This window comes from Burkholderia guangdongensis, from assembly GCF_013403875.1.
GTDB lineage: Bacteria > Pseudomonadota > Gammaproteobacteria > Burkholderiales > Burkholderiaceae > Burkholderia > Burkholderia guangdongensis.
This window is the reverse complement of sequence record NZ_JACBNX010000012.1, coordinates 38,114-64,357: the sequence shown is the minus strand read 5'-3', so window position 1 is coordinate 64,357 and position 26,244 is coordinate 38,114. Positions and strand designations below refer to the sequence as shown.

Genomic DNA, 26,244 nt, shown 5'->3' with positions numbered 1-26,244 from the left:
TGCGCGCCGCTGCCGCCACCGTCGCCGCCGTCAGGGCCTCGCGGGCAGCGCGAGCTTCAGTGCGGCCAGCAGGCGGGCGTTTTCGTCGGGAGAACCGACGGTCAGCCGCACACATTCGGCGAGCAATGGGTGCATTTTACTCACGTTTTTGATCAGCACCCGCTCGGTGAGCAACGCATCGAACACCGCGGCGGCGTCCGGCACGCGCACGAGCAGGAAATTGCCGGCGCTCGGGAACACCGTCGCGCCCGGCAGCGCGGCCACCGCCTGCGCGAGCCGCGCGCGCTCCGCGCGCAGTTCGGCCGCCTGCGCGTCGAGCACGTCGAGGTGGTCGAGCAGAAAATCGGCGGTCGCCTGCGTGAGCACGTTGATGTTGTATGGCGGGCGCACCTTGTCGAACTCGGTCAGCCACGCGGGCAGCCCGACCAGATAACCGAGCCGGATGCCGGCCAGGCCGAGCTTCGACACCGTGCGCATCACGACGACGTTGTCGAACGCCGCCGCGCGCGGCACCCACGTGCGCTCGGCGAACGGCTGGTATGCCTCGTCGATCACGACGAGGCTCTGCCCCGCGGCTGCGACGATCCGTTCGATGCCGGCATCGTCGAACAGCGTGCCGGTCGGGTTGTTCGGGTACGCGAGATAGATCAGCGCGGGCCGATGTTCGGCGATAGCCGCGAGCATCGCGTCGACGTCGAGCGTCAGGTCCGCCGCGAGCGGCACGCCGACGAACTCGAGCTGCGCGAATTTCGCGGACATCTCGTACATCACGAAGCCCGGCACCGGCGCGAGCACCTTCGCGCCCGGCTTCGCGCACGCGACCGACATCATGCTGATGATCTCGTCCGAACCGTTGCCGAGCAGCACGTCGCAGGCGGGCGGCACGTGCATCGCCGCGCGCAGCTTGTCGATCAGCGCGGCCGGCCGCGGCGCCGGATAGCGGTTCAGCGCGACCTGCGCGAGCCGCTCGCCGAGCGCGGCCGCGAGCGGCGCCGGCAGCGAATACGGGTTCTCCATCGCGTCGAGCTTCACGAAGCCGGTCGCGTCCGGCACCGGATAGCTCGTCATCGCGAGCACATCGCGGCGGATGATGTCTTGTGGCGTGGTCATGGTCGCAAGCCGGCGTGCTTGGCGCCGGCATCAAGGTCGGCAGAGCGGCGGCACGCCGCCCTGCCCGTGGTCTCCTGCGGGGCGTCGAGCGTCAGCCGCCCTGTCTCATCCGGTACTCGGCGCTGCGCGCATGCGCCTGCAGCCCTTCGCCGTACGCGAGCTCCGACGCGATCTCGCCGAGCGTCTGCGCGCCTTCCGCGCTGACCTCGATCACGCTCGAGCGCTTCAGGAAGTCGTACACGCCGAGCGGCGACGAGAAGCGCGCGGTGCGCGACGTCGGCAGCACGTGGTTCGGGCCCGCGCAATAGTCGCCGAGGCTCTCGCTCGTGTAGCGGCCGAGGAAGATCGCGCCCGCGTGGCGGATCAGCTTGCCCCACTGCTGCGGCTCGAGCGCCGAGATTTCGAGGTGCTCGGGCGCGATCTCGTTCGCGATCTTGCACGCCTCCGCCATGTCGCGCACCTTCACGAGCGCGCCGCGGTTTTCGAGCGACGTGCGGATCACGTCCTTGCGCGGCATCGTCGGCAGCAACTCGTCGATCGCCTTCTCGACGCGCTCGATGAACGACGCGTCCGGGCACAGCAGGATCGACTGCGCGAGCTCGTCGTGCTCGGCCTGCGAGAACAGGTCCATCGCGACCCAGTTCGGATCGGTCGTGCCGTCGCACAGCACGAGGATCTCGGACGGCCCCGCGATCATGTCGATGCCGACCGTGCCGAACACGCGGCGCTTCGCGGACGCGACGTACGCGTTGCCCGGCCCGCAGATCTTGTCGACGGGCGGCACCGTCGCGGTGCCGTACGCGAGCGCGCCGACCGCCTGCGCGCCGCCGATCGTGAACACGCGATCGACGCCGCCCAGGAGCGCCGCGGCGAGCACGAGGTCGTTCTTCACGCCGTCCGGCGTCGGCACGACCATGATGATCTCGCCGACGCCGGCGACGCGCGCCGGAATCGCGTTCATCAGCACCGACGACGGATACGCGGCCTTGCCGCCCGGCACGTACAGGCCGACGCGGTCGAGCGGCGTGACCTTCTGGCCGAGCACCGTGCCGTCGGCCTCGGTGTACTGCCAGCTGTGGCTGCCGCATTCGATGCGCTGCTTCTCGTGATACGCGCGCACGCGCGCGGCCGCCGCCTCGAGCGCCGCGCGGCGCTTCGGCTCGAGCCCTTCGAGCGCGGCCTCCAGTTCGGACTGCGGCAGCTCGAGCGCGGCGACGCTCGTCGCGTCGAGCCGGTCGAAGCGGTTCGTGTAGTCGAGCACGGCGGCGTCGCCGCGCGCCTTCACGTCGGCGAGAATGTTCGCGACCGACTGCTCGATCGCTTCGTCTTCGCTCGCCTCGAACGCGAGCACCGCGCGCAGCGCGGCGCCGAAGCCTGCGCTCGTCGAATCGAGCTTGCGGATGGTGAGTGGCATGGCTGGGTCCGTTTCGGTGACGCTCACGCGCCGTTCGCGAGCGACGCGCGTTCGAACGCGTCGAGGAACGGCTTGAGCGCGGCGCGCTTCAACTTCAGCGCGGCCTGGTTCACGACGAGGCGCGACGAGATCTGCATGATCTCCTCGACCTCGACCAGATTGTTCGCCCTGAGCGTACTGCCCGAGCTGACGAGGTCGACGATCGCGTCGGCGAGGCCGACGAGCGGCGCGAGCTCCATCGAGCCGTACAGCTTGATCAGGTCGACGTGCACGCCCTTCGCGGCAAAGTGCTCGCGCGCGGTTTCCACGTATTTCGTCGCGACGCGCAGCCGCGCGCCCTGGCGCACCGCGTTCGCGTAGTCGAAGCCGGCCGGCACCGCGACCGACATCCGGCAGCGCGCGATCTGCAGGTCGATCGGCTGATAGAGGCCCGAGCCGCCGTGCTCGATCAGCACGTCCTTGCCGGCGACGCCGAAATCGGCCGCGCCGTATTCGACGTAGGTCGGCACGTCGGTCGCGCGCACGATGATCACGCGCAGGTTCGGGTCGGTCGTCGGCAGGATCAGCTTGCGCGACGATTCCGGATCCTCCGCGACCTGCACGCCGGCGGCGGCGAGCAGCGGCACGGTTTCCTCGAAAATGCGGCCCTTCGAAAGTGCGAGGGTCAGCGGCGCGTTCATGCGTGGCTCCCGGTGACGCGGCGCACGTTCGCGCCGACGGCGGTCAGTTTGGCTTCCATGCGGTCGTAGCCGCGATCCAGATGGTAGATGCGGTCGACGAGCGTTTCCCCGTCGGCGACGAGGCCGGCGATCACCAGGCTCGCGGACGCGCGCAGGTCGGTCGCCATCACCTTCGCGCCGGACAACTGCGGCACGCCGGTCACGAGCGCGGTGTTGCCGTCGATCGTGACGTTCGCGCCGAGCCGGTTCAGCTCCTGCACGTGCATGAAGCGGTTCTCGAAGATCGTCTCGATCACCTGGGACGTGCCGTCCGCGATCGCGTTCAGCGCCATGAACTGCGCCTGCATGTCGGTCGGGAACGCCGGGTATTCGGACGTGCGGATCGTCACCGCCGACGGCCGGCGGTCCATCTTCACGCGCAGCCACGACGGGCCTTCCTCGATCGTCACGCCCGCTTCGCGCAGCTTGTCGATCACCGCGTCGAGAATGTGCGGCCGCACGCCCGTCAGCGTCACGTCGCCGCCCGCGGCCGCGACCGCGCACAGGAACGTGCCGGCCTCGATCCGGTCCGAGATCACCGCGTGATGCGCGCCGTGCAGCGCGTCGACGCCCTGGATCACGAGCCGGTCGGTGCCGATCCCGTCGATCTTCGCACCCATCGCGACGAGCAGGTGCGCGAGGTCGCTGACCTCGGGCTCGCGCGCGGCGTTCTCGATGACGGTCTCGCCGTCGGCGAGCGTCGCGGCCATCAGCAGGTTCTCGGTGCCGGTCACGGTGATCATGTCGGTGACGATCCGCGCGCCCTTCAGCCGCTTCGCGCGCGCCTCGATGAAGCCGTGCTCGATGTTGATCTCGGCGCCCATCGCCTGCAGGCCCTTGATGTGCTGGTCGACCGGCCGCGCGCCGATCGCGCAGCCGCCCGGCAGCGACACCTTCGCCTCGCCGAAGCGCGCGACGAGCGGCCCCAGCACGAGGATCGACGCGCGCATCGTCTTCACGAGCTCGTACGGCGCGACGAGGTTGTCGACGCGCGACGCGTCGAGCTGCACGTGGCTGCCCGTCATCTCGCTCGTGACGCCCATCTGGTTCAGCACCTTCAGCGTCGTGCGGACGTCCTGCAGGTTCGGCACGTTGTCGAGGTGCACCGGCTGCGCGGACAGCAGGCTCGCGCACAGAATCGGCAGCGCCGCGTTCTTCGCGCCGGAGACCGCGATCTCGCCGGAAAGCCGGCGGCCGCCTTCGATCACGAGCTTGTCCATCCCATGTCCCTGCGTATCCCGATTGGCGGCCGGGTGTGCCGTGGCGACGCTTTCTACGGCGTCGCGCTCGTTGACGGTGACTTGCACTCAGTTTTTCCGGTTATGCGTTCTGCCATTCGGCGGGCGTCAGCGTCTTCATGCTGAGCGCGTGGATTTCCTGCTTCATGCGATCGCCGAGCGCCGCGTAGACGAGCTGATGCCGCTGGATCGGCCGCTTGCCCTCGAACGCCGGCGACACGATCGTCGCGAAAAAGTGCTGGCCGTCGCCTTCGACTTCCAGATGCGTGCAGGCGAGCCCGCCCGCGATGTATTGCTTGACCTGTTCGGGGGTCGGCAACATGGAATGCTCCTTCACAGTGCGCACGCGCCGCCCGGCGCGCGCGCGTCGTATTCAATGACGCAGCTTGTAGCCGGTCGACAGCAGCCGCATCGCGAACAGCGCGAGCAGCACGAAGAACCCGGCGACGATCGCGAGGCTCGCGAGCGGATCGATGTCGGACACGCCGAAGAACCCGTAGCGGAAGCCGTCGATCATGTAGAAGAACGGGTTGAGCCGCGACACCTCGCGCCACACCGGCGGCAGCGAATGCGTCGAATAGAACACACCGGACAGGAAGGTCAACGGCATGATCAGGAAGTTCTGAAACGCGGCGAGCTGGTCGAATTTTTCGGCCCAGATCCCGGCGATCAGCCCGAGCGTGCCGAGGATCGCGGAGCCGAGAATCGCGAACGCGACGATGTAGAGCGGCGCCGCGAAGCTCATCGGCACGAACCAGACCGTCACGACGAACACGCCCGTGCCGACCGCGAGCCCGCGCACGACCGACGCGAGCACGTACGCGCCGAACATGTCGAGATACGACAGCGGCGGCAGCAGCACGAACACGAGGTTGCCGGTGATCTTCGACTGGATCAGCGACGACGAGCTGTTCGCGAACGCGTTCTGCAGCACGCTCATCATCACGAGGCCCGGCACGAGGAAGCTCACGTACTCGACGCCCGGATAGACCTCGACGCGGCCGCGCAGCGCATGGCCGAAGATCGTCAGATACAGCAGCGCCGTGACGATGGGCGCGAGCACCGTCTGGAACGACACCTTCCAGAAGCGCAGGATTTCCTTGTAGAACAACGTGCGAAAACCGTTCATGCTAAGCCCTCGATCGCGCCGGCCCCGTTCATCACCTGGACGAACACGTCCTCGAGGTCGGCCTTGCGGACCTCGATCTCGTCGAATGCGCAGCCTTGCGCGCGGCACTGAGACAGAATCCGCTCGACGTCGTCGTAGCTCGTGAGGCGCAGCAGATGCTCGCCCGGCGCGCGGGCGGCCGGATCGCTCTCGAGCGCGCGCAACTCACCGGGCAGCGAGCCGTTCGCGAGACGCAGATAGAGCTGCAGCCCGGCGAAACGCTGCAGCAGCGCGCTGGTGCGGTCGAGCGCGACGACCTCGCCGCGGCGCAGCATCGCGATCCGGTCGCACAGCGACTCGGCTTCCTCGAGATAGTGCGTGGTCAGCACGATCGTGTGGCCTTCGCGGTTCAGCCGCGCGATGAATTTCCACAGCGTCTGGCGCAGCTCGACGTCGACGCCGGCGGTCGGCTCGTCGAGCACGATCACCGGCGGCCGGTGCACGAGCGCCTGTGCGACGAGCACGCGGCGCTTCATCCCGCCGGACAGCGCGCGCATGTTCGCGTCGGCCTTCTCGGTGAGATCGAGGTTCGCCATCACCTCGTCGATCCAGTCGTCGTTGCGGTGCAGCCCGAAATAGCCGGACTGGATCCGCAGCGTCTCGCGCACGGTGAAGAACGGATCGAACACGAGCTCCTGCGGGACGACGCCGAGCGCGCGCCGCGCGGCACGGAAGTCCTTGACGACATCGTGGCCGCGGACCGAGATCGAGCCTTCGTCGGCGCGGGCGAGGCCGGCGAGAATGCTGATGAGCGTGGTCTTGCCGGCGCCGTTCGGACCGAGCAGGCCGAAAAACTCGCCTTCGTCGATCGACAGGCTGACGCCCTTGAGCGCCTGAAGCGATTTGTAGCGCTTCTTGACGTGACGGATTTCTATGGCTGACATGACTGTGCCGGCGGCGCAACGGCCGCGGCGCCTATTCGGGCTGGAAGCGAAAGAAAAAAGGGGCCGATAGAAGGCCCGCAAAACGCTTGATTATACGGGCAAACCGGCAGCGCCTGCCTGCGCCCGGATGTGCGCGGCCGGCGACGGAGGCAGGGTCAGTGTCGGCCGTCGATCAGCGCGTCGACGCCGTATGCGTGCGCGAGACTCGCGAGCTTGGGCGGGAGATTGACGATGTCGAGGGTGGCGCCGCGCGCCTGCGCGGAGCGCTGCCAGGCGAGCAGCACCGCGAGCGCGGACGAGTCGAACTGCGCGAGCGCCGCGCAATCGACGGCGGTGTCGCCCGCCGCGATGCGCGAAAGGCCCGCCGCGAGCGCGGCCTTCGCGCTCGCGTGGGTCAGCGTGGTGCCAGCGTCGAAGTGGCTCACGACAGGCGACTCACGATGCCTGCTTGCCGGACGCAAGCTGCTGATTGCGCTGCGACAGGAACTGGATCAGGCCGTCCACGCCGCTTTGCTGGATCTTCTCGTTGAACTGCTGCTGATACGTCTGGATCAGCCACGCGCCGAGCACGTTCAGGTCATACACGCGCCAGCCCTGCGCCGTCTTGTACAGACGGTAGTCGATCTGCACCGGCTGACCGTTGTTCATCGCGACCGTGCGGACCACGACGTCGGTGTCGTCCGGGCTCGCGCGGAACGGCGGGTACTGGATCTGCTGGTCCGGCTTCAGTTGCGCGATCGCGCCCGAGTACGTGCGGATCAGCAGCTGCTTGAACTGCTCGACGATCTGCTGCTGCTGCTCGGGCGTCGCGGTGCGCCAGTTACGGCCCATCGCGAGCTGCGTCGTGCGGCGGAAATCGGCGTACGGCAGGATGTCCTTGTTGACGATCGTCGTGATACGGCCGATGTCGCCCTGCCGGATTGACTGGGTGCGCACTTCGTCGAGCACCTGCTGCGTCGCGGACTTGATCAGCGCCTGCGGATTCGACTGGTCGACCTGCGCGTAAGCGGCACCGCCGAACGAGAACAGCGCGGCGAAAACGGGGATCAGGAACAGTTTCTTCATAAGATATGGCCTGCGTGAAGGAGTCGATGCGTTTCTTGGAGCCGGTAGGTTACGCGCAAGTTCGCGTTCGCTACCGGCTGAATCGTTTCCGGCTGTAACGATTGTAAATTGGGGTCAGTGAATCTTGAAGCTCGGGAAGCTCGGGAAATGCGGCAGCCCGCTCGGCGCCGGCGGCACCACCTGCATCGGCGGCACGCTCGTCGCGCTCGCCGGATTCGGCGACGACGCGCCCTCGGCCGGCGCCGCCTGCGCCGACGACGCCGGAACCGGCGCCGACGCGGAGGCCGGTGCCGCCGCCGCCGCCGGTGCCGAGCCAGCCCCGGCAGCGGGCACCGCCGCCGTCGCGGATGCCGCGACCGGCGCCGCTGCGCCTGCCGCCGCCCCGGCCGAACCTTCGTCCGGCAGGTCGTACTTCGGCAGCGCTTCGGAACTGGAATCCGACACGCCGGCCTCGCCGCGCGCGTTGCTGATCAGCATCTGGCGGCGCTGCAGGTAAGCGTTGCGCACGAACGAATACTTGTCGATCGCGGCCGCCTCGAGCACGTCGCCGGCACCGAGCAGGTTCGCGCGCGCGTTCACGAGATTCAGGCCGTAGATGCCCCAGCTCAGGCTATCCGGCTTCACGTACGTGAGTGGATTGCCGACGTAGTCGACCGCGAGCCCGGCGCCGTCGCGCACCGTGCTCGGGCCGAGCAGCGGCAGCACCAGGTACGGCCCGGACGGCACGCCGTAGCGGCCCAGCGTGACCCCGAAATCGGCCGTGTGCTTCGGCAGATTCGCCTGCGACGCGACGTCGAACAGCCCGCCGACGCCGAACACCGTGTTGATCACGACGCGCATGATGTCGCTGACGCCGTCGGTGATCCGCAACTCGACGAGGTTGTTCGCGGCGATGTACACGTCGCCGATGTTCGAGAAGAAGTTCGTCACGCTGTCGCGCACCGGCTGCGGCACCACCCGCTGGTAGCCCTTCGCGACCGGCTTCAGCGCGTACGTGTCGACGGTGTCGTTGAACTTGTACATCGTCCGGTTGAAGCCTTCGAGCGGGTCGCCCGGGGTCGGCGTCTGCACGGTGGCGCAGCCGCTCAACGCGGCGGCCGCGCCGATCGCGATGGCCGTCTGTCTGATGCGCATCGTCTGCATGATCGTTCCCCTCTTCTGTCGTTCTTGCGGTTATTGCGATGCGGCAGACGCCGGAGCGGGCACCGCCGGCGCGCTGGCGGCCGGCTTCGCGCCGTTGCCGCCCGCGTCGGCCGCCTTGCTGTACAGGAACTGGCCGATCAGGTTCTCGAGCACGATCGCCGATTGCGTCATCGTAATCGTGTCGCCGGCTTTCAGCATCTCCGTGTCGCCGCCCGGATCGAGCCCGATATATTGCTCGCCGAGCAGGCCCGACGTCAGGATCTTCGCGGACGAATCCTTCGGAAACTGATATTGCTTGTCGAGATCGACGGTCACGAGCGCCTGATAGGTGTTCGTGTCGAAGCCGATCGAGCCGACGCGGCCGACCACGACGCCCGCGCTCTTCACCGCCGCGCGCGGCTTCAGCCCGCCGATGTTGTCGAATTTCATCTTCACCGGGTACGTCGCCTGAAACGACAGGGAACTCATGTTGCCGACCTTCAGCGCGAGGAACAGCACCGCGAGGAAGCCCACCACCACGAACAGGCCGACCCAGAAGTCGAGAGCAGTCTTTTTCATCGTCATCCCAAATTAGCTGCGCATCAGCTGAACATCAGCGCGGTCAGCAGGAAATCCAGCCCGAGCACGGCGAGCGACGCATACACGACCGTCTTGGTCGTCGCGCGCGACACGCCCTCCGGCGTCGGCTTCGCCTCGTAGCCCTGATACAGCGCGACGAACGTCACCGCGAATCCGAACACGACGCTCTTGATCACGCCGTTGCCGACGTCGCTCCACACGTCGACGCCGCCCTGCATCTGCGACCAGAACGCGCCCGGATCGACGCCGATCAGGATCACGCCGACGAAGTAGCCGCCCATCACGCCGACCGCGCTGAAGATCGCGGCCAACAGCGGCATCGTGATGATCCCGGCCCACATGCGCGGCGCGATCACCGTCTTCAGCGGATCGACGGCCATCATCTCGAGCGCGGTCAACTGCTCGCCCGCCTTCATCAGCCCGATCTCGGCGGTCAGCGACGTGCCCGCGCGACCCGCGAACAGCAGTGCGGTGACGACCGGCCCGAGCTCGCGCACGAGCGACAGCGCGACGAGCAGGCCCAGCGCCTGCTCGGAGCCGTAGCGGTTCAGCGTGTAGTAGCCCTGCAGCCCGAGCACGAAGCCGACGAACAGCCCCGACACCGCGATGATCACGAACGAATAGTTGCCGAGGAAGTGGATCTGCTTCGTGACAAGCCGCGGCCGGCGCAGCAGCGGGAAGAATTCGAGCACGAGGCGGAGGAACATCCGCGCGCCGTAGCCGGTGCGCTCGAGGCCGCCGATGACGAAACGTCCGATCGAGCTGATCATGCGCGCCCTCCGCCGAGCCCGAAATCCGTCGCGAGCGGCGGACTCGAATAATGAAATTTGAACGGGCCGTCCGGCGCGCCGTCGATGAACTGGCGCACGCTCGGATCGGTCGACGCGCGCAGCTCGTCGGGCGTGCCCTGCGCGAGCACGCCGCCGTTGGCGAGGAAGTACACGTAGTCGGCGATCGCGAACGATTCCGGCACGTCGTGCGTGACGAGGATCGACGTCGCGCCGAGCGCCTGGTTCAGCGTGCGGATCAGGTTCGCGGTGATGCCGAGCGAAATCGGATCGAGGCCCGCGAAAGGCTCGTCGTACATGATCAGCTGCGGATCGAGCGCGATCGCGCGCGCGAGCGCGATGCGCCGCGCCATCCCGCCCGATACCTCGGACGGCATCAGGTCGCGCGCGCCGCGCAGGCCGACCGCGTTCAGCTTCATCAGCACGAGATCGCGGATCAGGTCTTCGGGCAGATCGGTGTGCTCGCGCAGCGCGAACGCGACGTTCTCGAACACCGACATGTCGGTGAACAGCGCGCCGAACTGGAACAGCATCCCCATCTTGCGGCGCAGCGCGTACAGGCCGTCGCGCGTCTGCGCGCCAACGTCGGCGCCGTCGAACAGCACCTGGCCGCGGCGCGCGCGCACGAGCCCGCCGATCAGGCGCAGCACGGTCGTCTTGCCGCAGCCCGAGCCGCCCATGACCGCGATCACCTGGCCGCGACCGAAGCGCAGGTTCAGGTTGGACAGCACGAGACGATCGCCGTAGCCGAAGTCGACGTCGCGAAGTTCCAGCAGGGTGTCGGAGGAAGATGAGCTCACGGAGCTGACAATCCTGTAACGCAGAACGCCGAATTATAGGGCCTGCATCGGAATGATGTCGTGAAGCCGCCCAGGCCGTTCCGTCAGTGATCGTCGGATTATCCGGGAAAAGCTCGCTGCAGCGCGGCAAGCGCGGCCCGGTAGTCGGCCGCGCCGGTCACCGCGCTGACCACCGCGACGCTGCCGACGCCGGTCGCGAGCACCGCCGGCAGCGTGTCGGCGCCGATTCCGCCGATCGCGACGAGCGGCGCCTGCGCGAGCGCGAAACGCGCGTAGCGGGCGATCCGCTCGAGACCCTGTGGCGGCGCGGCGACAGCTTTCGTCGCGGTCGCGAACACCGGGCCGAGCGCCAGATAGCTCGGCCGCACGGCGAGCGCGCGCAGTATCTCGTAGTAGCCGTGGCTCGACAGGCCGAGCCGCAGCCCCGCGCGCGCGATCGCCGCGAGATCGGCGGTCTCGAGATCTTCCTGACCCAGATGGACGCCGTACGCGCCGGCATCTGCGGCGATCTGCCAGTGATCGTTGATGAACACGCGCGCATCCGGATAGCGGCGCCCCGCCGCGACCGCGCGCACGACTTCGGCGCGCAGCCGCTCCGGCGCCGCATCCTTCACGCGCAGCTGCACGGTGCGCACGCCCGCGTCGAGCACGCGCTCGACCCACTCGGCGCTCGGCACGACCGGATACAGCCCGAGACGCGCCGGACACGGCGCGAACGGCGGCTGCGGCGCGGGCGGCAGATCCGCGATCCGGGGAAAGCGCGCGGCATCGCACGGCCACGCGTCGGCGGCACGCGCGTCGTCGCCGTCGCGCCACGCGAGCGCGAGCACGAGCGCATCGAGCGGCGCGAAACCGCAGTCGAGGAACGCGGCGAGCGCGGCGATCCAGTCCTCCGCGAGCGGCTCGGCCGCGTCGAGCGCGTGCCGCGCGCCCGCGCGATGCAGCACCGCGCGGCGCGCGCCGAACTCGATCACCGTGACGTCGGGCGCGGCCGGCCGCGACGCGGCCGACGCGATCGCGCGCGCCGCATGGTCGCCGTTAGACACGACGATCACATCGCCGTCGGACGGCGTGTCCGGCAGCGCGACGCACACGCGCCATGGCGCCGCGCCACGCGGCCACGTGCCGAGCCGCGCGCGAATCCGCCCGGCCGCGTCGGCCAGCTCATCGGCCGGCGGCCAGAACAGATCGGCGAAGTGCGCGCTCACGCGCAGCCCCCGTCCTGGTGCCAGAACGGCATCCCGACGACCGGCGTGCTCGCGTGCGCGGTCTCGCGCGCGTCCATCGGGCCGGCCAGATAGGCGGCGCGGCCCGCTTCGACGCCCAGCGCGAACGCGCGCGCCATGATCTCCGGATGCGTCGCCTGCGACACCGCGGTGTTCAGCAGCACGCCGTCGAAGCCCCACTCGATCACCTGGCACGCGTGCGACGGCACGCCGAGCCCCGCGTCGACGATCAGCGGCACGTCCGGCAGCCGCTCGCGCAGCACGCGCAGCCCGTACGGATTGAGCACGCCCTTGCCGGTGCCGATCGGCGCGCCCCACGGCATCAGCGCCTCGCAGCCGACGTCGAGCAGGCGCCGGCCGATCACGAGATCCTCGGTGCAGTACGGCAGCACCTTGAAGCCGTCCTTGATCAGCTGCGCGGCCGCGTCGATCAGGCCGACCGGGTCGGGCTGCAGCGTGTAGTCGTCGCCGATCAGCTCGAGCTTGATCCAGTCGGTCTCGAACACCTCGCGCGCCATGTGCGCGGTCGTCACGGCCTCGGCGACCGTCTGGCAGCCGGCCGTGTTCGGCAGCAGCGGCACCGCATGGCGCTTCAGCAGATCGAAGAAGCCGGCCTCGGCCGAGCCGCCCGTCATCTGGCGGCGCAGCGCGACCGTCACCATGCCGGGCCGCGCGGCGGCGATCGAGTCGGACAGCGACTGCAGCGACGGATAGCGCGACGTGCCGAGCAGCACACGGCTTGCGAAGGTTTCGCCGTACAGCGTCAGTGCGTCGGCGGGAGGAAGGGACGTCATGTCGGAATGCCTCGAATAACAATGGGCCGGCACGATGGCCGGCATTCAGCCGCCCGCGACCGGATGCACGACGTCGAGCCTGTCGCCCGACGCCAGCGCGCGCGCCGCGTGCTGCGTACGCGCGACGAAATTGCCGTTCAGCGCGACCGCGTACGGCGGGCGCGCGCCGAACGCGGCAAGCGCGTCGGCGACCGTCGCGCCGTCGGGCAGCGTCAGCATCTGTTGGTTGATCTGGATATCCATGAGAGCCTGGTCGGATTCGGGGACGGCGCGCGTCAGGCGGGCTGGCGCGCGTCGTTGCGGTGATGAAGGAGCGTCGGCCAGCGCGCCGCGTCGCGCCATGCGGCGAAGCCGTCCGCGTCGCGCAGCGCGCCGGTGAGCGCCGCCTCGGCGAGCGCGACCGCGCTGCGCGCGACTTCGGGCGCGATCATGAAGCCGTGCCGGTACAGGCCGTTGACCGCGAGCGTCGACGCGCCATCCCAGATCACCGCCGGGCGGTGATCTGGCAGCGTCGGCCGGCAATGGGCGTTCAGCTCGAGGATGCGCGCCTCGCCGAACGCCGGATGCACGGAGAACGCGGCGCTCAGGAGCTCGAGCGCGGAGCGCACGGTGACGGGCGACATGTCCTCGCCTTCGACCTCGGTCGCGCCGATCACGTAGCGGTCGTGCTCCTTCGGCGCGATGTACAGCGGATAGCGCGGATGCAGCAGCCGCACCGGCCGCGTGAGCCCGATGCCCGGCGCATGCACGCGCGCGACCTCCCCGCGGATCCCGCGCAGCGCGGGCAGCGCCGGCTTCGCGCCGAGCCCGCGGCAGTCGATCGTGAAGTGCGCGTCGGGCAGGTTGCGTTCGTCGACCGCGACGTGCCAGTGCGTGTCGACGCGGCGCTCGGCGAGCCCGGCGGCGAGCGCGGCGAGCGCCTGGCGGTTGTCGAGCTGGCCTTCGCGCGGCAGCAGCAGCCCGCGCGCGAAACGGCCCGCGAGCGCCGGCTCGGCGGCGTCGACCTGCGCGCCCGCGAGCGTCACGAAACCGCCTTCGACCAGCTCGCGCGGCGCGTTCGCGCGCACGCGGCGCTCGAACAGCGGCGCTTCCGCGCGATCCGCGTGGTGCCAGACGACGAGCGTGCCGTTGTGCTGGAAGAACACGGGCTCGGGCAGCTCGGCGAGCCACTGCGGCCACAGCGCGAGCGACGCGGCGCCGAGCTCGGTGATCAGCAGCTCCGCGCTCGCGGCCTCGGCAAGCGGCGCGAGCATCGCGGCGGCGATCCACGCGGCGGCGCCGGAGCCGTCGGCGGCGCCCCGCTCGTACAGCGCGACGCGGTGTCCGTCGCCGGCGAGCCGCCACGCGATCAGGCGGCCGACGAGGCCGCCGCCGAGCACCGCGAAATCCGGCCGGCTAACGTGCGCGTTCATCGGCATACCTCCGGCGACGACGCACGGCGATGCGCACGCGGCAACGGTTTCGCGAGCCCGCGCGGGACGAGACAAAAAACTGAAGATTGATCGGCCATCGTATCCTTCCGTAACGCGCGAACGCGCGCACCCAAAAGGACGAAACCGGCAGCAAAGGCCGGCCGGGCGGATCGTGGCGCTGACAATGGGGACGTGAGCCAGCGCGGCCCGGCGGGAAACGGAAACTTCCCGCGCCGGTATTATCCGGATCGGGTGCGAAGGGTCTCTCTCAGCCTCGCCGCACCGCCCGGACTCGTCGTCCACGGCACGCGAAGCACCCCTGTTTCGTCGACGGACATTAGACCATAAAAGCGGAAACGCCGGCAAACGGTCCGGCGTCGGGGATTTCGCGAATCGGCGCGCGCGGGTCTGGCACAATGTCCAATAGCCGGCCGGTGGCGGACGTCGTCGCCGCGCGGCGCCCGGCGTGCGCGCCGGCCACGCCCGGACTCATTTCAAGAAGCTCATGACCCAACCCACCCTCATCGCCCCCTCCGCTCCCGTTACGCCGCCGGACGACGAGCGCCCGGTCTCCGCGTGGCGTCTCATCAAGCCCTATTGGGTATCGTCCGAATGGAAGATCGCGTGGGGGCTGCTCGTCGCGATCGTCGCGATGAACCTGTGCGTCGTCTGGATCAACGTTCAGTTGAACCAGTGGAACGCGCAGTTCTACAACGCGCTGCAGTCGAAGAACGTCCACGACTTCCCGCACCTGCTGATGCAGTTCACGGTGCTCGCGTTCGCGTTCATCATCCTCGCGGTGTACGGACGCTATCTGCGCCAGATGCTCGGCTTCCGCTGGCGGCAGTGGCTCACCGACCGCTTCCTCGGCGAGTGGCTCGGCGACCGCGCGTTCTACCGGATCGAGCGCGACCGCCTCGCCGACAACCCCGACCAGCGGATCACCGACGACCTGCAGTCGTTCGCGACGACGACGCTCGCGCTGTCGCTCGATCTGCTGTCGACCGTCGTCACGCTCGTGTCGTTCATCACGATCCTGTGGTCGCTCGCCGGCGCGCTGACGTTCTCGCTCGGCGGTTCGCCGATCCAGATTCCCGGCTACATGGTCTGGGCCGCGGCGCTGTACGCGGTCGGCGGCTCGCTCGTGATCCAGAAGGTCGGCCATCCGCTCGTGTCGATCAACTATCAGCAGCAGCGCGTCGAGGCGGACTTCCGCTTCGGGCTGATCCGCGTGCGCGAGAACGCCGAGCAGATCGCGTTCTACGACGGCGAGCCGACCGAGAACGGCAACGCGCGCAACCTGTTCCAGCGCATCCGCGACAACTGGTGGCTCGTGATGAAGTACACGAAGCGGCTCACGTTCGTGCTGAGCTTCTACGGGCAGATCGCGATCATCTTCCCGCTCGTCGTCGCGGCGCCGCGCTATTTCGCGGGCGCGTTCTCGTTCGGCGTGCTGATGCAGATTTCGTCCGCGTTCGGCACCGTCAGCGATTCGTTCTCGTGGTTCATCAACAGTTACAGCACCCTCGTCGAGTGGCGCGCAACCGTGAACCGTCTGCGCGAATTCGCGCGCGTGATCCGCGCGTCGCACCTGAAGGAGAGCGTGTCGCCGGCGACCGAGCACGGCGGGATCAACCTCCACTATGTCGACGCGCCGCGGCTCACGACGTCGTCGCTGAAGCTCGCGCTGCCGAACGGTAACGCGCTCGCCGACATCGGCAGCGTGACGATCGAGCCCGGCTCGCGCTGGCTCGTGCGCGGCAAGTCCGGCTCCGGCAAGAGCACGTTCATGCGCGCGCTCGCGGGCCTGTGGCCGTTCGGCGACGGCGCGATCGACGCGCCGGTCGGCGCGCGGATGATGTTCGTCCCGCAAACGAGCTACCTGCCGATCGGCACGCTGAAGGCCGCGCTCACGTATCCGTCGCCGGCCGATGCGTTCACCGACGACGCATGCCGGGACGCGCTGCGCGCGTGCCATCTCGCCAGCTACGCGGCCCGGCTCGCCGAGACCGCTCACTGGACGCGCGTGCTGTCGCCGGGCGAGCAGCAACGTCTCGCCGGCGCGCGCGTGCTGCTGCACGCGCCGGATTTCCTGTTCCTCGACGAGGCGACGAGCGCGCTCGATTCGGATAACGAAGCGCGTCTCTATCACCTGTTCAACGAGCGACTGCCGAAGACCGCGATCGTCAGCATCGCGCACCGGGAATCGCTCGAAGCGTTCCACGGCCACACGCTCGACGTGCGGCGCGTGATCGATAGCGACAAGGTGGCGGCGTGAAACGCCCCCCACGCTCACTGCGTTCGCTGCCCCCCGAGGGGGCGGCTGCCATCCACGGCCGGCTCTGCAGAGCCGGCCGGCTACGCAGGCGCGGAGCAGTGCTCCGCGAATTCCCTGCTACGCCCCTTGGGGCGGCCCGGCGGGAGGCAGCTTGAACTCACGGATCGCGCTGATCACCGGCGACCTCGCGGAACCGGGCGTCGCCGCGCTCGCGCTCTGACGCGCGCGAGCGCCCTTCGGCACCGAGACGGATACCGGAATCCCGCATGCACATTCTCGTCCTCGGCGCCGGCGTGATCGGCGTCACCACCGCGTACCACCTGCGCGAAGCCGGCTGCGACGTGACCGTCGTCGAGCGCGAGGCCGACGTCGCGCAGGCGACGAGCCTCGGCAACGCGGGCGTGATCGCGCCCGGCTACGTAACGCCGTGGGCCGCGCCCGGGATGCCGGGCAAGATCCTCAAGTACCTGTTCAGGCCCGCGTCGCCGCTGATCTTCCGGCCGACGCTCGACGCCGAGCAGTGGCGCTGGATCGCGCGCTGGCTCGGCGAATGCGAGCTCGCGCGGTTTCGCGTGAACAAGCAGCGGATGCAGCGCGTCGCGTACTACAGCCGCGCGTGCCTGCACGCGTTTCGCGACCGGCATCCGTTCGACTACGGCGCGAGCCAGGGCTATCTGCAGCTGCTGCGCAGCGCGTTCGACGTCAGGATGGCGCAGCCGGCGCTCGCGGTGCTGCGCGACGCGGGCATCGCGTATCGCGAGCTCGACGCGGCCGGCTGCGAAGCGGTCGAGCCCGGGCTGCGCTGGGCGCGGCACGCGCCCGTCGGCGGCATCTACCTGCCCGACGACGAAGCCGGCGACTGCGCGCGCTTCACGCGCGAGCTGCGCACGCTGTGCGAAGCGAACGGCGTCGCGTTCCGCTTCGGCGTCGACGTGAAGGGGATCGCGGTCGCCGGCAACAAGGCGGTCGGCGTGCAGGTCGGCCTCACGTCGACGAACGGATCGAAGCGGCGCGAGGCGCTGATCGAAGCGGACGCGATCGTCGTCGCACTCGGCGTCGACAGCGCGGCGCTGCTGCGGCCGTACCGGATCGACGTGCCGCTCTATCCGGTGAAGGGTTACTCGGCGACGCTCGACGTCGTCGACGACGAGAAGGCGCCGCGCGCCGCGCTGATGGACGAATCGCTGAAGACCGCGATCACGCGCTTCGGTCCGACGCTGCGCGTCGCGGGCACCGCGGAGCTCGGCGATCGCCGCGCGACGCTGCGCAAGCAGGCGCTCGACACGTTGATGAAGGTGCTCGACGACTGGTTCCCGCATGCGGCGGACCGCGCGTCGGCGCGGTTCTGGGTCGGGCGCCGGCCGATGACGCCGGATGGCCCGCCGCTCCTCGGCGCGAGCGGCATCGACCGGCTGTGGCTGAACGTCGGGCACGGGTCGACCGGCTGGGCGATGTCGATGGGTTCGGGGAAGGTGCTCGCGGATCTCGTCACCGGGCGCGAGCCGGAGATCGATCTCGACGGGCTCACGCTCGCGCGGTATCGCGGGGGTTAGCGGAAAGTCAGCCGCAGTTAGCGGCGCCCGCCGCCGGGTCGTCGAGCATCGCGACCGGCACCGACACGATCGGCCGATGCTGCGCGCCCTGGTGCGACAGCAGGCTTTCGAACAGCGTGATCATGTCGCAGCGCAGCGCGGGCGGCGCGCGCAGCATCCCGCCATGAGCCGGCTGGCCGACCGCGTCGCGCGGCAGCCGCGCGAGCGTCACGTGCGGGCGGAACGGCCGGCGATCGACCGGCAGGCCGATGTCGACGAGCGTCTGCGTGAGCGCGTCGTTCAGCGCCGCGAGCGCCGGTTCGGCCGCGAGTTCGGCGACGATCAGCCGCGCGCGCGGCATGCTCGGCCACCACGCGAGCCGCTCGACGCGCTGCGGCGGCAGCGCGACCGCCAGCCCGGCGAGCCGCGCGGCGAGCAGATCGCACTTGTCGCGATCGACCGCGCCGAGGAACGCGAGCGTCACGTGCAGTTGCGCGACCTGCGTGCGCCGCGCGCCGTGCGCGACCGGCAGCGCGTGCAGCGCGTCGCGCGACGCGTCGTCGGGCATCAGTGCGACGAATGCGCGGAGCTGGTTGCCGTTCATGTGGGTTCGTTCCGTTGAATCGCGGCGGGCGCGGACTTTTTCAGGTTAGGCGATCCGTCGACGTGAAACGGCCCGGCGGCAGCGGTCGACGTAAAAAAACCGGGGACCTCGCGGACACCCGGCGCTTCCGTCACGAAGTAATAGCTTGCGAAATTCTCAATTTTCCAAATCGAGCCCCCCAATTCAGGATATTCGATTGCGCCCCCTCTTCCGAGGCATATAGCGATTTGCACCCGCGCGCATGAGAATTTCTAATTATTTCGCCACCCGAAACCATCAAACCGATCTTAATCGCACGGGACAATTATGCTTGCGTCACTGCAATTTCAGATGCAAACAACTCCCATTTACACTAGAATCCAACACGCTGGCCTGTTCGAAACGAGCATAAATCATGACATTCCAGCGGCTGCCTATCGGTGCACGCCTTTCACTTTACGCCGCTGACTTATTCAGCCTCTGAATTGAATAAGGCAATGCAAGATTGGCTTGATTCACAACATAATCTTTCGAGAGGTAATACTCAATGCAATGCAACTCGGGGATCTCGATTATCGGTGACAGTCTCAGAGAACTGAGCGCGGCAGAAATCCTGCTGGTCGGTGGTGGTTACAACCCGGACGGCCCTGCTATTCCGGGTGTTCGGAGCCATTGGTGGGCAAGTGTTAGCCGGGGGTTCAACAGTGCACTGGACGGTGCTGGCCGTGGCGCGCTGATCGGAGGCACTTTGGGCGCGGCACTGGGTGGTCCGCCAACAGCCGCGCTGGGCGCTGCCGCTGGTGCTGTATACGGCGCCGGCATGGTTATCCTGGTGCAATAACTGCGGCGTGCCATATCGACTGATGTCCCAGCCGACCAATACCATGAAGCGAGTCGTGAGCGCTGTCGTACACAACTGCATTGGATTCTTCGGTAGTGCAGTATTTTTTGCATGCGGACTGCTGGTATCGTTCGGCCGGCTCGCCGAACAACCGTCAATTCCGAGTCGAATCGGAGGCGGAGTGCTCGCCGCTCTATTCTTATGGGTAGCGCTGTGGTACGGCGCACGCCTAAAGAATTGTTGGCGAAGTCGTTTATAACATGAGCGGAAAGTTTGCCGGCCCACGTCGGCCTGTATTCCGAACCGGCATCTAAACGCCAACGAAAAAAAACCGAAGGCTGGATCTCGATCCAGCCTTCGGGGCTCATTTCACACGAGCGGATATTCACCTCCGCCCGCCGCCGCCCAACCTCAGCGCGGCAGTTCCGAGCTGCCCATCAGATACGCATCGACCGACCGCGCACACTGGCGGCCTTCGCGGATCGCCCAGACGACGAGCGACTGGCCGCGGCGCATGTCGCCCGCCGCGAACACCTTGTCGACCGACGTGTAGTACGCGCGATCGCCTTCGGTCGACGCGCGCACGTTGCCGCGCGCGTCCTTGTCGACGCCGAATGCCTCGAGCACCGGCGCGACCGGCTGCGTGAAGCCCATCGCGAGCAGCACGAGATCCGCCTTGATCTCGAATTCGGAGTTCGGCACTTCCTGCATCTTGCCGTCCTTCCACTCGACGCGCGCGGCGACGAGCTTCTCGATCTTGCCGTTCTTGCCTTCGAAGCGCTTCGTCGCGACCGCCCAGTCACGCTCGCAGCCTTCCTCGTGCGACGACGACGTACGCAGCTTGATCGGCCAGTACGGCCACACGAGCGGCTTGTTCTCCTCTTCCGGCGGCTGCGGCAGCAGCTCGAACTGCGTGACCTGCTTCGCGCCGTGACGGTTCGACGTGCCGACGCAGTCCGAACCGGTGTCGCCGCCGCCGATCACGACGACGTGCTTGCCCTTCGCAAGCAGCTGGTCCGGCAGCTTGTCGCCGGCGTTGACCTTGTTCTGCTGCGGCAGGAAATCCATCGCGAAGTGGATGCCCGCGAGCTCGCGGCCCGGCGCCGGCAGGTCGCGCGGCGTCTCGGAGCCGCCAGCGATCACGACCGCGTCGAACTCGTCCTTCAGCACGTCCGGCGAAATCGTCTCCTTCGCGGTGCTGCCGATCGACTCCGGCAGCGGATCGCGGCCGATGAACACGCTCGTCTTGAACGTCACGCCTTCCGCTTCCATCTGGCGCATCCGGCGATCGATCAGCCACTTCTCGAGCTTGAAGTCGGGGATCCCGTAGCGGAGCAGCCCGCCGACCCGGTCGTTCTTCTCGAACACCGTCACGTCGTGGCCCGCGCGCGCGAGCTGCTGCGCGGCCGCGAGGCCCGCGGGGCCCGAGCCGACGACCGCGACCTTCTTGCCCGTCTTGTGCGCGGCCGGCTTCGGGTGCACCCAGCCTTCGGCCCACGCCTTGTCGATGATCGCGTGCTCGATCGACTTGATGCCGACCGGATCGTCGTTGATCCCAAGCGTGCACGCGGCTTCGCACGGCGCCGGGCAGATGCGGCCCGTGAACTCGGGGAAGTTGTTCGTCGAATGCAGCACCTCGATCGCGCTACGCCAGTCCTGGCGATAAACGAGATCGTTGAAGTCCGGGATCACGTTGTTCACCGGACAACCGTTGTTGCAGAACGGGATGCCGCAATCCATGCAGCGCGCGCCCTGGACCTTCGCGTCGTCGTCGGCCAGCGCCGCGACGAACTCCTTGTAATGCTTCACGCGCGTGAGCGGTGCTTCGTACGCCTCGTGGCGGCGTTCGAACTCCAGAAAACCGGTTGCCTTGCCCATAAGGTTCTCGTCTGAATCTAGTATTCGGGTGGGGAGCCGCGCGCCGGTTCGTCACCGGCGCGCGGCGTTCACGTCATGTCTCGTCGTCGCGTCAGGCTGCGATCGCTTCCTTCGCCGCCTTCTTCGCGCCGATCTCGCCGAGCGCGCGCTTGTATTCGTGCGGGAACACCTTCACGAACTGGCGGCGCGCCGCGTCCCAGTTTTCCAGCAGCGACTTCGCGCGCGGCGAGCCGGTGAACTGGAAGTGACGCTCGATGAGACCCTTGAGCAGCGCTTCGTCCGTCGTGCCCGCGTGCCAGAGCGCGCGGTCGACCGTGCGTTCCTGCTCGGCCTGCTGCAGCACCGGATCGAGCGCGACCATCGACTTGTTGCACTTCGCGGCGAACATGCCTTCCGGGTCGTACACGTACGCGATGCCGCCCGACATGCCGGCCGCGAAGTTGCGACCCGTTTCGCCGAGCACGACGACCGTGCCGCCCGTCATGTATTCGCAGCCGTGGTCGCCGGTGCCCTCGACGACCGCCGTCGCGCCCGAGTTGCGCACGCAGAAGCGCTCGCCCGCGACGCCACGGAAGAACGCCTCGCCTTCGAGCGCGCCGTACATCACCGTGTTGCCGCAGATGATGTTCTCTTCGGACTTGCCTCGGAAGTCGTTGGTCGGACGGATAATGATCCGGCCGCCCGACAGCCCCTTGCCGACGTAGTCGTTGCCGTCGCCGACGAGATCGAGCGTCACGCCCTTCGCGAGGAACGCGCCGAAGCTCTGGCCCGCCGTGCCCTTCAGCTGGATGTGGATCGCGTCGTCCGCGAGGCCGTCGTGACCGTGCTTCTTCGCGATCACACCGGACAGCATCGCGCCGACCGTGCGGTTCACGTTGCGCACCGGCTGGATGAACGACACGTGCTCGCCCTTGTCGATCGCGGCGCGCGCCTTGTCGATCAGCGTATGGTCGAGCGCGCGCTCGAGACCGTGATCCTGCGTCTCGACGTGGCGCGGCGCGACGTCCTCGCAGCCTTCAGGCTGATGGAACACGTTCGTGAAGTCGAGGCCCTTCGCCTTCCAGTGCTCGATGCCACGACGCATGTCGAGCAGATCCGCGCGGCCGACGAGATCGTCGAACTTCGCGATGCCGAGCTGCGCCATGATCTCGCGCACTTCCTCCGCGATGAAGAAGAAGAAGTTCACGACGTGTTCGGGCTGGCCCGAGAACTTCGCGCGCAGCACCGGATCCTGCGTCGCGACGCCGACCGGGCACGTGTTCAGATGGCACTTGCGCATCATGATGCAGCCTTCGACGACGAGCGGCGCCGTCGCGAAGCCGAACTCGTCCGCGCCGAGCAGCGCGCCGATCACGACGTCGCGGCCGGTCTTCATCTGGCCGTCGGCCTGCACGCGGATGCGGCCGCGCAGGCGGTTCAGCACGAGCGTCTGCTGGGTTTCGGCGAGGCCGAGCTCCCAAGGCGTACCCGCATGCTTGACCGACGACAGCGGCGACGCGCCGGTGCCGCCGTCATGGCCGGCGATCACGACGTGATCGGCCTTCGCCTTCGCAACGCCCGCCGCGACCGTGCCGACGCCGACTTCCGACACGAGCTTCACCGAGATGCTCGACACCGGGTTCACGTTCTTCAGGTCGTGGATCAGCTGCGCGAGATCCTCGATCGAGTAGATGTCGTGGTGCGGCGGCGGCGAAATCAGCCCCACGCCCGGCACCGAGTAGCGCAGCTTGCCGATGTAGTCGGACACCTTGTGGCCCGGCAGCTGGCCGCCTTCGCCCGGCTTCGCGCCCTGCGCCATCTTGATCTGGATCTGGTCGGCCGACGCCAGATACTCGGCCGTCACGCCGAAGCGGCCCGACGCGACCTGCTTGATCTTCGAGCGCAGCGAATCGCCGTCCTTCAACGGAATGTCCGCGACGACCTCTTCGCCGATCACCGACTTCAGCGTCTCGCCGGCCTTGATCGGAATGCCGCGCAGCTCGTTGCGATAACGCGCTTCGTCCTCACCGCCTTCGCCGGTGTTCGACTTGCCGCCGATCCGGTTCATCGCGATCGCGAGCGTCGCGTGCGCCTCGGTGCTGATCGAGCCGAGCGACATCGCGCCCGTCGCGAAGCGCTTCACGATATCCTTCGCCGACTCGACGCTCTCGATCGGAATCGCCTTCGTCGGCTCGACCCTGAACTCGAACAGGCCGCGGAACGTCATGTGGCGCTTCGTCTGATCGTTGATCAGGTTCGCGTATTCCTTGTACGTCTGGTACGAGTTGCTGCGCGTCGAATGCTGCAGCTTCGCGATCGTGTCCGGCGTCCACATGTGGTCTTCGCCACGGATCCGGTACGCGTACTCGCCGCCCGCATCGAGCATGTCGGCGAGCACCGGGTTGTCGCCGAACGCGTCATGGTGCAGGCGGATCGCTTCCTCGGCCACCTCGAACAGGCCGATGCCGCCGACCTTCGACGCGGTGCCCTTGAAGTACTTGTCGACGAGCTCGCTCGCGAGGCCGAGCGCTTCGAAGATCTGCGCGCCCGTATACGACATGTACGTCGAGATGCCCATCTTCGACATCACCTTCTGCAGGCCCTTGCCGACCGCCTTCGTGAAGTTGTAGATCGCCTTGTCCGCCGACAGGTCGCCCGGCAGGCCATCGGCCATCTTCGCGAGCGTTTCCATCGCGAGGTACGGATGCACGGCTTCCGCGCCGTAGCCGGCGAGCAGCGCGAAGTGATGCGTCTCGCGCGCGGAGCCCGTCTCGACGACGAGGCCCGTGCTCGTGCGCAGCCCATGCTCGACGAGGTGCGAGTGGATCGCGGACGTCGCGAGCAGCGCCGGAATCGCGACGTGTTCGGCGTCGGTCTTGCGATCCGACACGATCAGGATGTTGTAGCCGGACTTCACCGCGTCGACGACTTCCGCGCACAGCGACGCGAGGCGCGCCTCGATGCCGGCCTTGCCCCACGCGACCGGATAGCAGATGTTCAGCTCGTACGACGCGAACTTGCCGCCCGTGTACTGGTCGATCGCGCGGATCTTCGCGATGTCCTTGAAGTCGAGCACCGGCTGCGACACTTCGAGACGCATCGGCGGGTTGATGTTGTTCGTATCGAGCAGGTTCGGCTTCGGGCCGATGAACGACACGAGCGACATCACCATGTTCTCGCGGATCGGGTCGATCGGCGGGTTCGTGACCTGCGCGAACAGCTGCTTGAAGTAGTGATAGAGCGTCTTGTTCTTGTTCGACATCACCGCGAGCGGCGAGTCGTTGCCCATCGAGCCGACCGCCTCCTCGCCCTGCTGCGCCATCGGCGCCATCAGGAACTTCAGGTCTTCCTGCGTATAGCCGAACGCCTGCTGGCGGTCGAGCAGCGCGGCGCCGTCGGTGCGCCCGGCGGCGACGTCCTCGGCCTTCGGCTCGATCTCGTCGAGCTTGATCCGGACCGCGTCGATCCAGCTCTTGTACGGCTTCGCGTTCGCGAGGTTGTCCTTGAGCTCCTTGTCGTCGATGATGCGGCCGTGCTCCATGTCGATCAGGAACATCTTGCCCGGCTGCAGGCGCCACTTCTTCACGATCTTCGACTCGGGGATCGGCAGCGTGCCCGCTTCCGACGCCATGATCACGAGATCGTCGTCGGTCACGATGTAGCGCGCCGGACGCAGGCCGTTACGGTCGAGCGTCGCGCCGATCTGGCGGCCGTCGGTGAACGCGATCGCGGCGGGGCCGTCCCACGGCTCCATCATCGCGGCGTGGTATTCGTAGAACGCGCGGCGGTTCTCGTCCATCAGCGTATGCTGCTCCCACGCTTCCGGAATCATCATCATCACCGCGTGCACGAGCGGATAGCCCGCCATCACGAGCAGTTCGAGACAGTTGTCGAACGATGCGGTGTCGGACTGGCCCGGATAGATCAGCGGCCAGAGCTTCGGCAGGTCGTCGCCGAGCACGTGCGACGCGATCGCGCCGGTGCGCGCGTTCAGCCAGTTCACGTTGCCCTTCACCGTGTTGATCTCGCCGTTGTGCGCGATCATCCGGTACGGGTGCGCGAGTTCCCACGCGGGGAACGTGTTCGTCGAGAAGCGCTGGTGCACGAGCGCGAGCGCGGACACGGTGCGCGGGTCCTGCAGGTCGCGGTAGTAGACGCCGACCTGGCCGGCGAGCAGCAGGCCCTTGTAGACGATCGTGCGCGCGGACATCGACGGCACGAAGTATTCCTTGCCGTGCTTGAGCTTCAGCGCCTGGATGCGGTGGCTCGCGGTCTTGCGGATCACGTAGAGCTTACGCTCGAGCGCGTCGGTGACCATGATGTCCTTGCCACGGCCGATGAAGATCTGGCGGATCACCGGCTCAGTCGCCTTCACGTTCGGCGAGATCGGCATCGCGTGGTCGACCGGCACGTCGCGCCAGCCGAGCACGACCTGGCCCTCGGCCTTCACGGTGCGCTCGAGTTCCTGCTCGCACGCGATCCGCGACGCGTTTTCCTTCGGCAGGAAGATCATCCCGACGCCGTACTCGCCGGCCGGCGGCAGCGTCACGCCCTGCTTGCTCATATCCTCGCGATAGAACGCGTCCGGAATCTGGATCAGGATACCCGCGCCGTCGCCCATCAGCGGATCGGCGCCGACCGCGCCCCGGTGATCGAGATTCTCGAGGATCTTCAGACCCTGCTCGATGATCTCGTGGCTCTTCTTGCCCTTGATGTGAGCGACGAAGCCGACGCCACAGGCGTCGTGCTCGTTTTGCGGATCGTACAGACCTTGCGCGGCGGGAACCGCTGCGTGCGGCTGGTGGTCGTTCAT

General features: G+C 68.0%; 23 protein-coding genes and 1 riboswitch. Of the genes, 3 read left to right on the top strand and 20 right to left on the bottom strand.

Translation table 11 applies throughout. From position 1 onward, the window contains the following. Positions 1 to 30: 30 nt before the first annotated feature. The 17 genes from hisC to HZI36_RS13075 form a co-directional block, all read right to left on the bottom strand. On the bottom strand, positions 31 to 1,110 hold the full coding sequence (hisC, locus tag HZI36_RS13155) for a histidinol-phosphate transaminase (RefSeq protein ID WP_179403080.1): 1,080 nt from the start codon (positions 1,108 to 1,110) through the stop codon (positions 31 to 33). Positions 1,111 to 1,201: 91 nt separating this feature from the next. Continuing rightward, positions 1,202 to 2,524 carry a histidinol dehydrogenase gene (gene hisD, locus HZI36_RS13150; protein WP_179403079.1) on the bottom strand — a complete coding sequence of 441 codons (1,323 nt, stop codon included), beginning with the start codon at positions 2,522 to 2,524 and terminating at the stop codon, positions 1,202 to 1,204. A gap of 23 nt (positions 2,525 to 2,547) precedes the next feature. Beyond that, on the bottom strand, positions 2,548 to 3,204 hold the full coding sequence (gene hisG / locus HZI36_RS13145; RefSeq protein WP_179403078.1) for an ATP phosphoribosyltransferase: 657 nt from the start codon (positions 3,202 to 3,204) through the stop codon (positions 2,548 to 2,550). Further along, complete coding sequence (gene murA / locus HZI36_RS13140) at positions 3,201 to 4,463, bottom strand: UDP-N-acetylglucosamine 1-carboxyvinyltransferase (protein ID WP_218883891.1); 1,263 nt, start codon at positions 4,461 to 4,463, stop codon at positions 3,201 to 3,203. Before murA ends, hisG begins: the two co-directional genes overlap by 4 nt. Positions 4,464 to 4,563: 100 nt before the next feature. Beyond that, positions 4,564 to 4,803, bottom strand: coding sequence for a BolA family protein (locus HZI36_RS13135; RefSeq protein ID WP_006406983.1), 240 nt, complete (start codon positions 4,801 to 4,803; stop codon positions 4,564 to 4,566). A gap of 51 nt (positions 4,804 to 4,854) precedes the next feature. Further along, on the bottom strand, positions 4,855 to 5,610 hold the full coding sequence (locus HZI36_RS13130) for an ABC transporter permease (RefSeq protein WP_179403076.1): 756 nt from the start codon (positions 5,608 to 5,610) through the stop codon (positions 4,855 to 4,857). Next, positions 5,607 to 6,533, bottom strand: a complete 927-nt coding sequence (locus HZI36_RS13125; RefSeq protein WP_179403075.1) for an ABC transporter ATP-binding protein — start codon at positions 6,531 to 6,533, stop codon at positions 5,607 to 5,609. Before HZI36_RS13125 ends, HZI36_RS13130 begins: the two co-directional genes overlap by 4 nt. A gap of 155 nt (positions 6,534 to 6,688) precedes the next feature. Then, positions 6,689 to 6,958 carry an STAS domain-containing protein gene (locus HZI36_RS13120; protein WP_179403074.1) on the bottom strand — a complete coding sequence of 90 codons (270 nt, stop codon included), beginning with the start codon at positions 6,956 to 6,958 and terminating at the stop codon, positions 6,689 to 6,691. Between the two features lie 10 nt (positions 6,959 to 6,968). Further along, complete coding sequence (locus tag HZI36_RS13115) at positions 6,969 to 7,598, bottom strand: MlaC/ttg2D family ABC transporter substrate-binding protein (protein WP_179403073.1); 630 nt, start codon at positions 7,596 to 7,598, stop codon at positions 6,969 to 6,971. Between the two features lie 114 nt (positions 7,599 to 7,712). Continuing rightward, positions 7,713 to 8,741, bottom strand: coding sequence for an MlaA family lipoprotein (locus HZI36_RS13110; protein ID WP_179403072.1), 1,029 nt, complete (start codon positions 8,739 to 8,741; stop codon positions 7,713 to 7,715). A gap of 30 nt (positions 8,742 to 8,771) precedes the next feature. Further along, entirely contained in the window at positions 8,772 to 9,305 is a 534-nt protein-coding gene (mlaD, locus tag HZI36_RS13105; RefSeq protein ID WP_179403071.1) for an outer membrane lipid asymmetry maintenance protein MlaD, read from the bottom strand. Positions 9,306 to 9,322: 17 nt separating this feature from the next. Next, entirely contained in the window at positions 9,323 to 10,090 is a 768-nt protein-coding gene (gene mlaE, locus HZI36_RS13100; RefSeq protein WP_179403070.1) for a lipid asymmetry maintenance ABC transporter permease subunit MlaE, read from the bottom strand. Then, positions 10,087 to 10,908, bottom strand: a complete 822-nt coding sequence (locus HZI36_RS13095) for an ATP-binding cassette domain-containing protein (RefSeq protein ID WP_179403069.1) — start codon at positions 10,906 to 10,908, stop codon at positions 10,087 to 10,089. The genes mlaE and HZI36_RS13095 overlap by 4 nt, the downstream gene beginning before the upstream one ends. Before the next feature lie 98 nt (positions 10,909 to 11,006). Then, positions 11,007 to 12,116: a thiamine phosphate synthase gene (gene thiE, locus HZI36_RS13090; protein ID WP_179403068.1), complete on the bottom strand. Its 1,110-nt coding sequence runs from the start codon at positions 12,114 to 12,116 to the stop codon at positions 11,007 to 11,009. Continuing rightward, the gene (locus tag HZI36_RS13085) at positions 12,113 to 12,928 is read right to left on the bottom strand and encodes a thiazole synthase (RefSeq protein WP_179403067.1); all 816 of its coding nucleotides are present in this window, start codon (positions 12,926 to 12,928) and stop codon (positions 12,113 to 12,115) included. Before HZI36_RS13085 ends, thiE begins: the two co-directional genes overlap by 4 nt. A 45-nt stretch (positions 12,929 to 12,973) precedes the next feature. Next, a complete protein-coding gene (gene thiS / locus HZI36_RS13080) occupies positions 12,974 to 13,171 on the bottom strand; it encodes a sulfur carrier protein ThiS (RefSeq protein ID WP_179403066.1) in 198 nt (65 codons plus the stop codon). A 32-nt stretch (positions 13,172 to 13,203) separates the two neighbouring features. Continuing rightward, positions 13,204 to 14,340, bottom strand: coding sequence for an FAD-dependent oxidoreductase (locus HZI36_RS13075; protein ID WP_179403065.1), 1,137 nt, complete (start codon positions 14,338 to 14,340; stop codon positions 13,204 to 13,206). Between the two features lie 208 nt (positions 14,341 to 14,548). Further along, a riboswitch (TPP riboswitch) is annotated at positions 14,549 to 14,671 on the bottom strand. 174 nt (positions 14,672 to 14,845) lie between these two features. On the opposite strand from HZI36_RS13075, the gene HZI36_RS13070 reads away from it, so the two are divergent. Together HZI36_RS13070 and HZI36_RS13065 are read left to right on the top strand one after the other, a co-directional pair. Further along, positions 14,846 to 16,618 carry an ABC transporter ATP-binding protein/permease gene (locus HZI36_RS13070; RefSeq protein ID WP_179403064.1) on the top strand — a complete coding sequence of 591 codons (1,773 nt, stop codon included), beginning with the start codon at positions 14,846 to 14,848 and terminating at the stop codon, positions 16,616 to 16,618. Between the two features lie 266 nt (positions 16,619 to 16,884). Beyond that, the gene (locus HZI36_RS13065; protein ID WP_179403063.1) at positions 16,885 to 18,171 is read left to right on the top strand and encodes a D-amino acid dehydrogenase; all 1,287 of its coding nucleotides are present in this window, start codon (positions 16,885 to 16,887) and stop codon (positions 18,169 to 18,171) included. Between the two features lie 7 nt (positions 18,172 to 18,178). Here HZI36_RS13065 and thpR read toward each other — a convergent pair whose 3' ends face one another. Continuing rightward, entirely contained in the window at positions 18,179 to 18,754 is a 576-nt protein-coding gene (gene thpR / locus HZI36_RS13060; protein ID WP_179403062.1) for an RNA 2',3'-cyclic phosphodiesterase, read from the bottom strand. A gap of 526 nt (positions 18,755 to 19,280) precedes the next feature. Here thpR and HZI36_RS13055 point away from each other — a divergent pair. After that, entirely contained in the window at positions 19,281 to 19,574 is a 294-nt protein-coding gene (locus tag HZI36_RS13055; RefSeq protein ID WP_179403061.1) for a hypothetical protein, read from the top strand. Positions 19,575 to 19,985: 411 nt separating this feature from the next. On the opposite strand, the gene HZI36_RS13050 is transcribed toward HZI36_RS13055, so the two are convergent. Together HZI36_RS13050 and HZI36_RS13045 are read right to left on the bottom strand one after the other, a co-directional pair. Next, positions 19,986 to 21,452, bottom strand: a complete 1,467-nt coding sequence (locus tag HZI36_RS13050; RefSeq protein ID WP_179403060.1) for a glutamate synthase subunit beta — start codon at positions 21,450 to 21,452, stop codon at positions 19,986 to 19,988. 91 nt (positions 21,453 to 21,543) lie between these two features. Beyond that, positions 21,544 to 26,244, bottom strand: a complete 4,701-nt coding sequence (locus HZI36_RS13045) for a glutamate synthase-related protein (protein ID WP_179403059.1) — start codon at positions 26,242 to 26,244, stop codon at positions 21,544 to 21,546.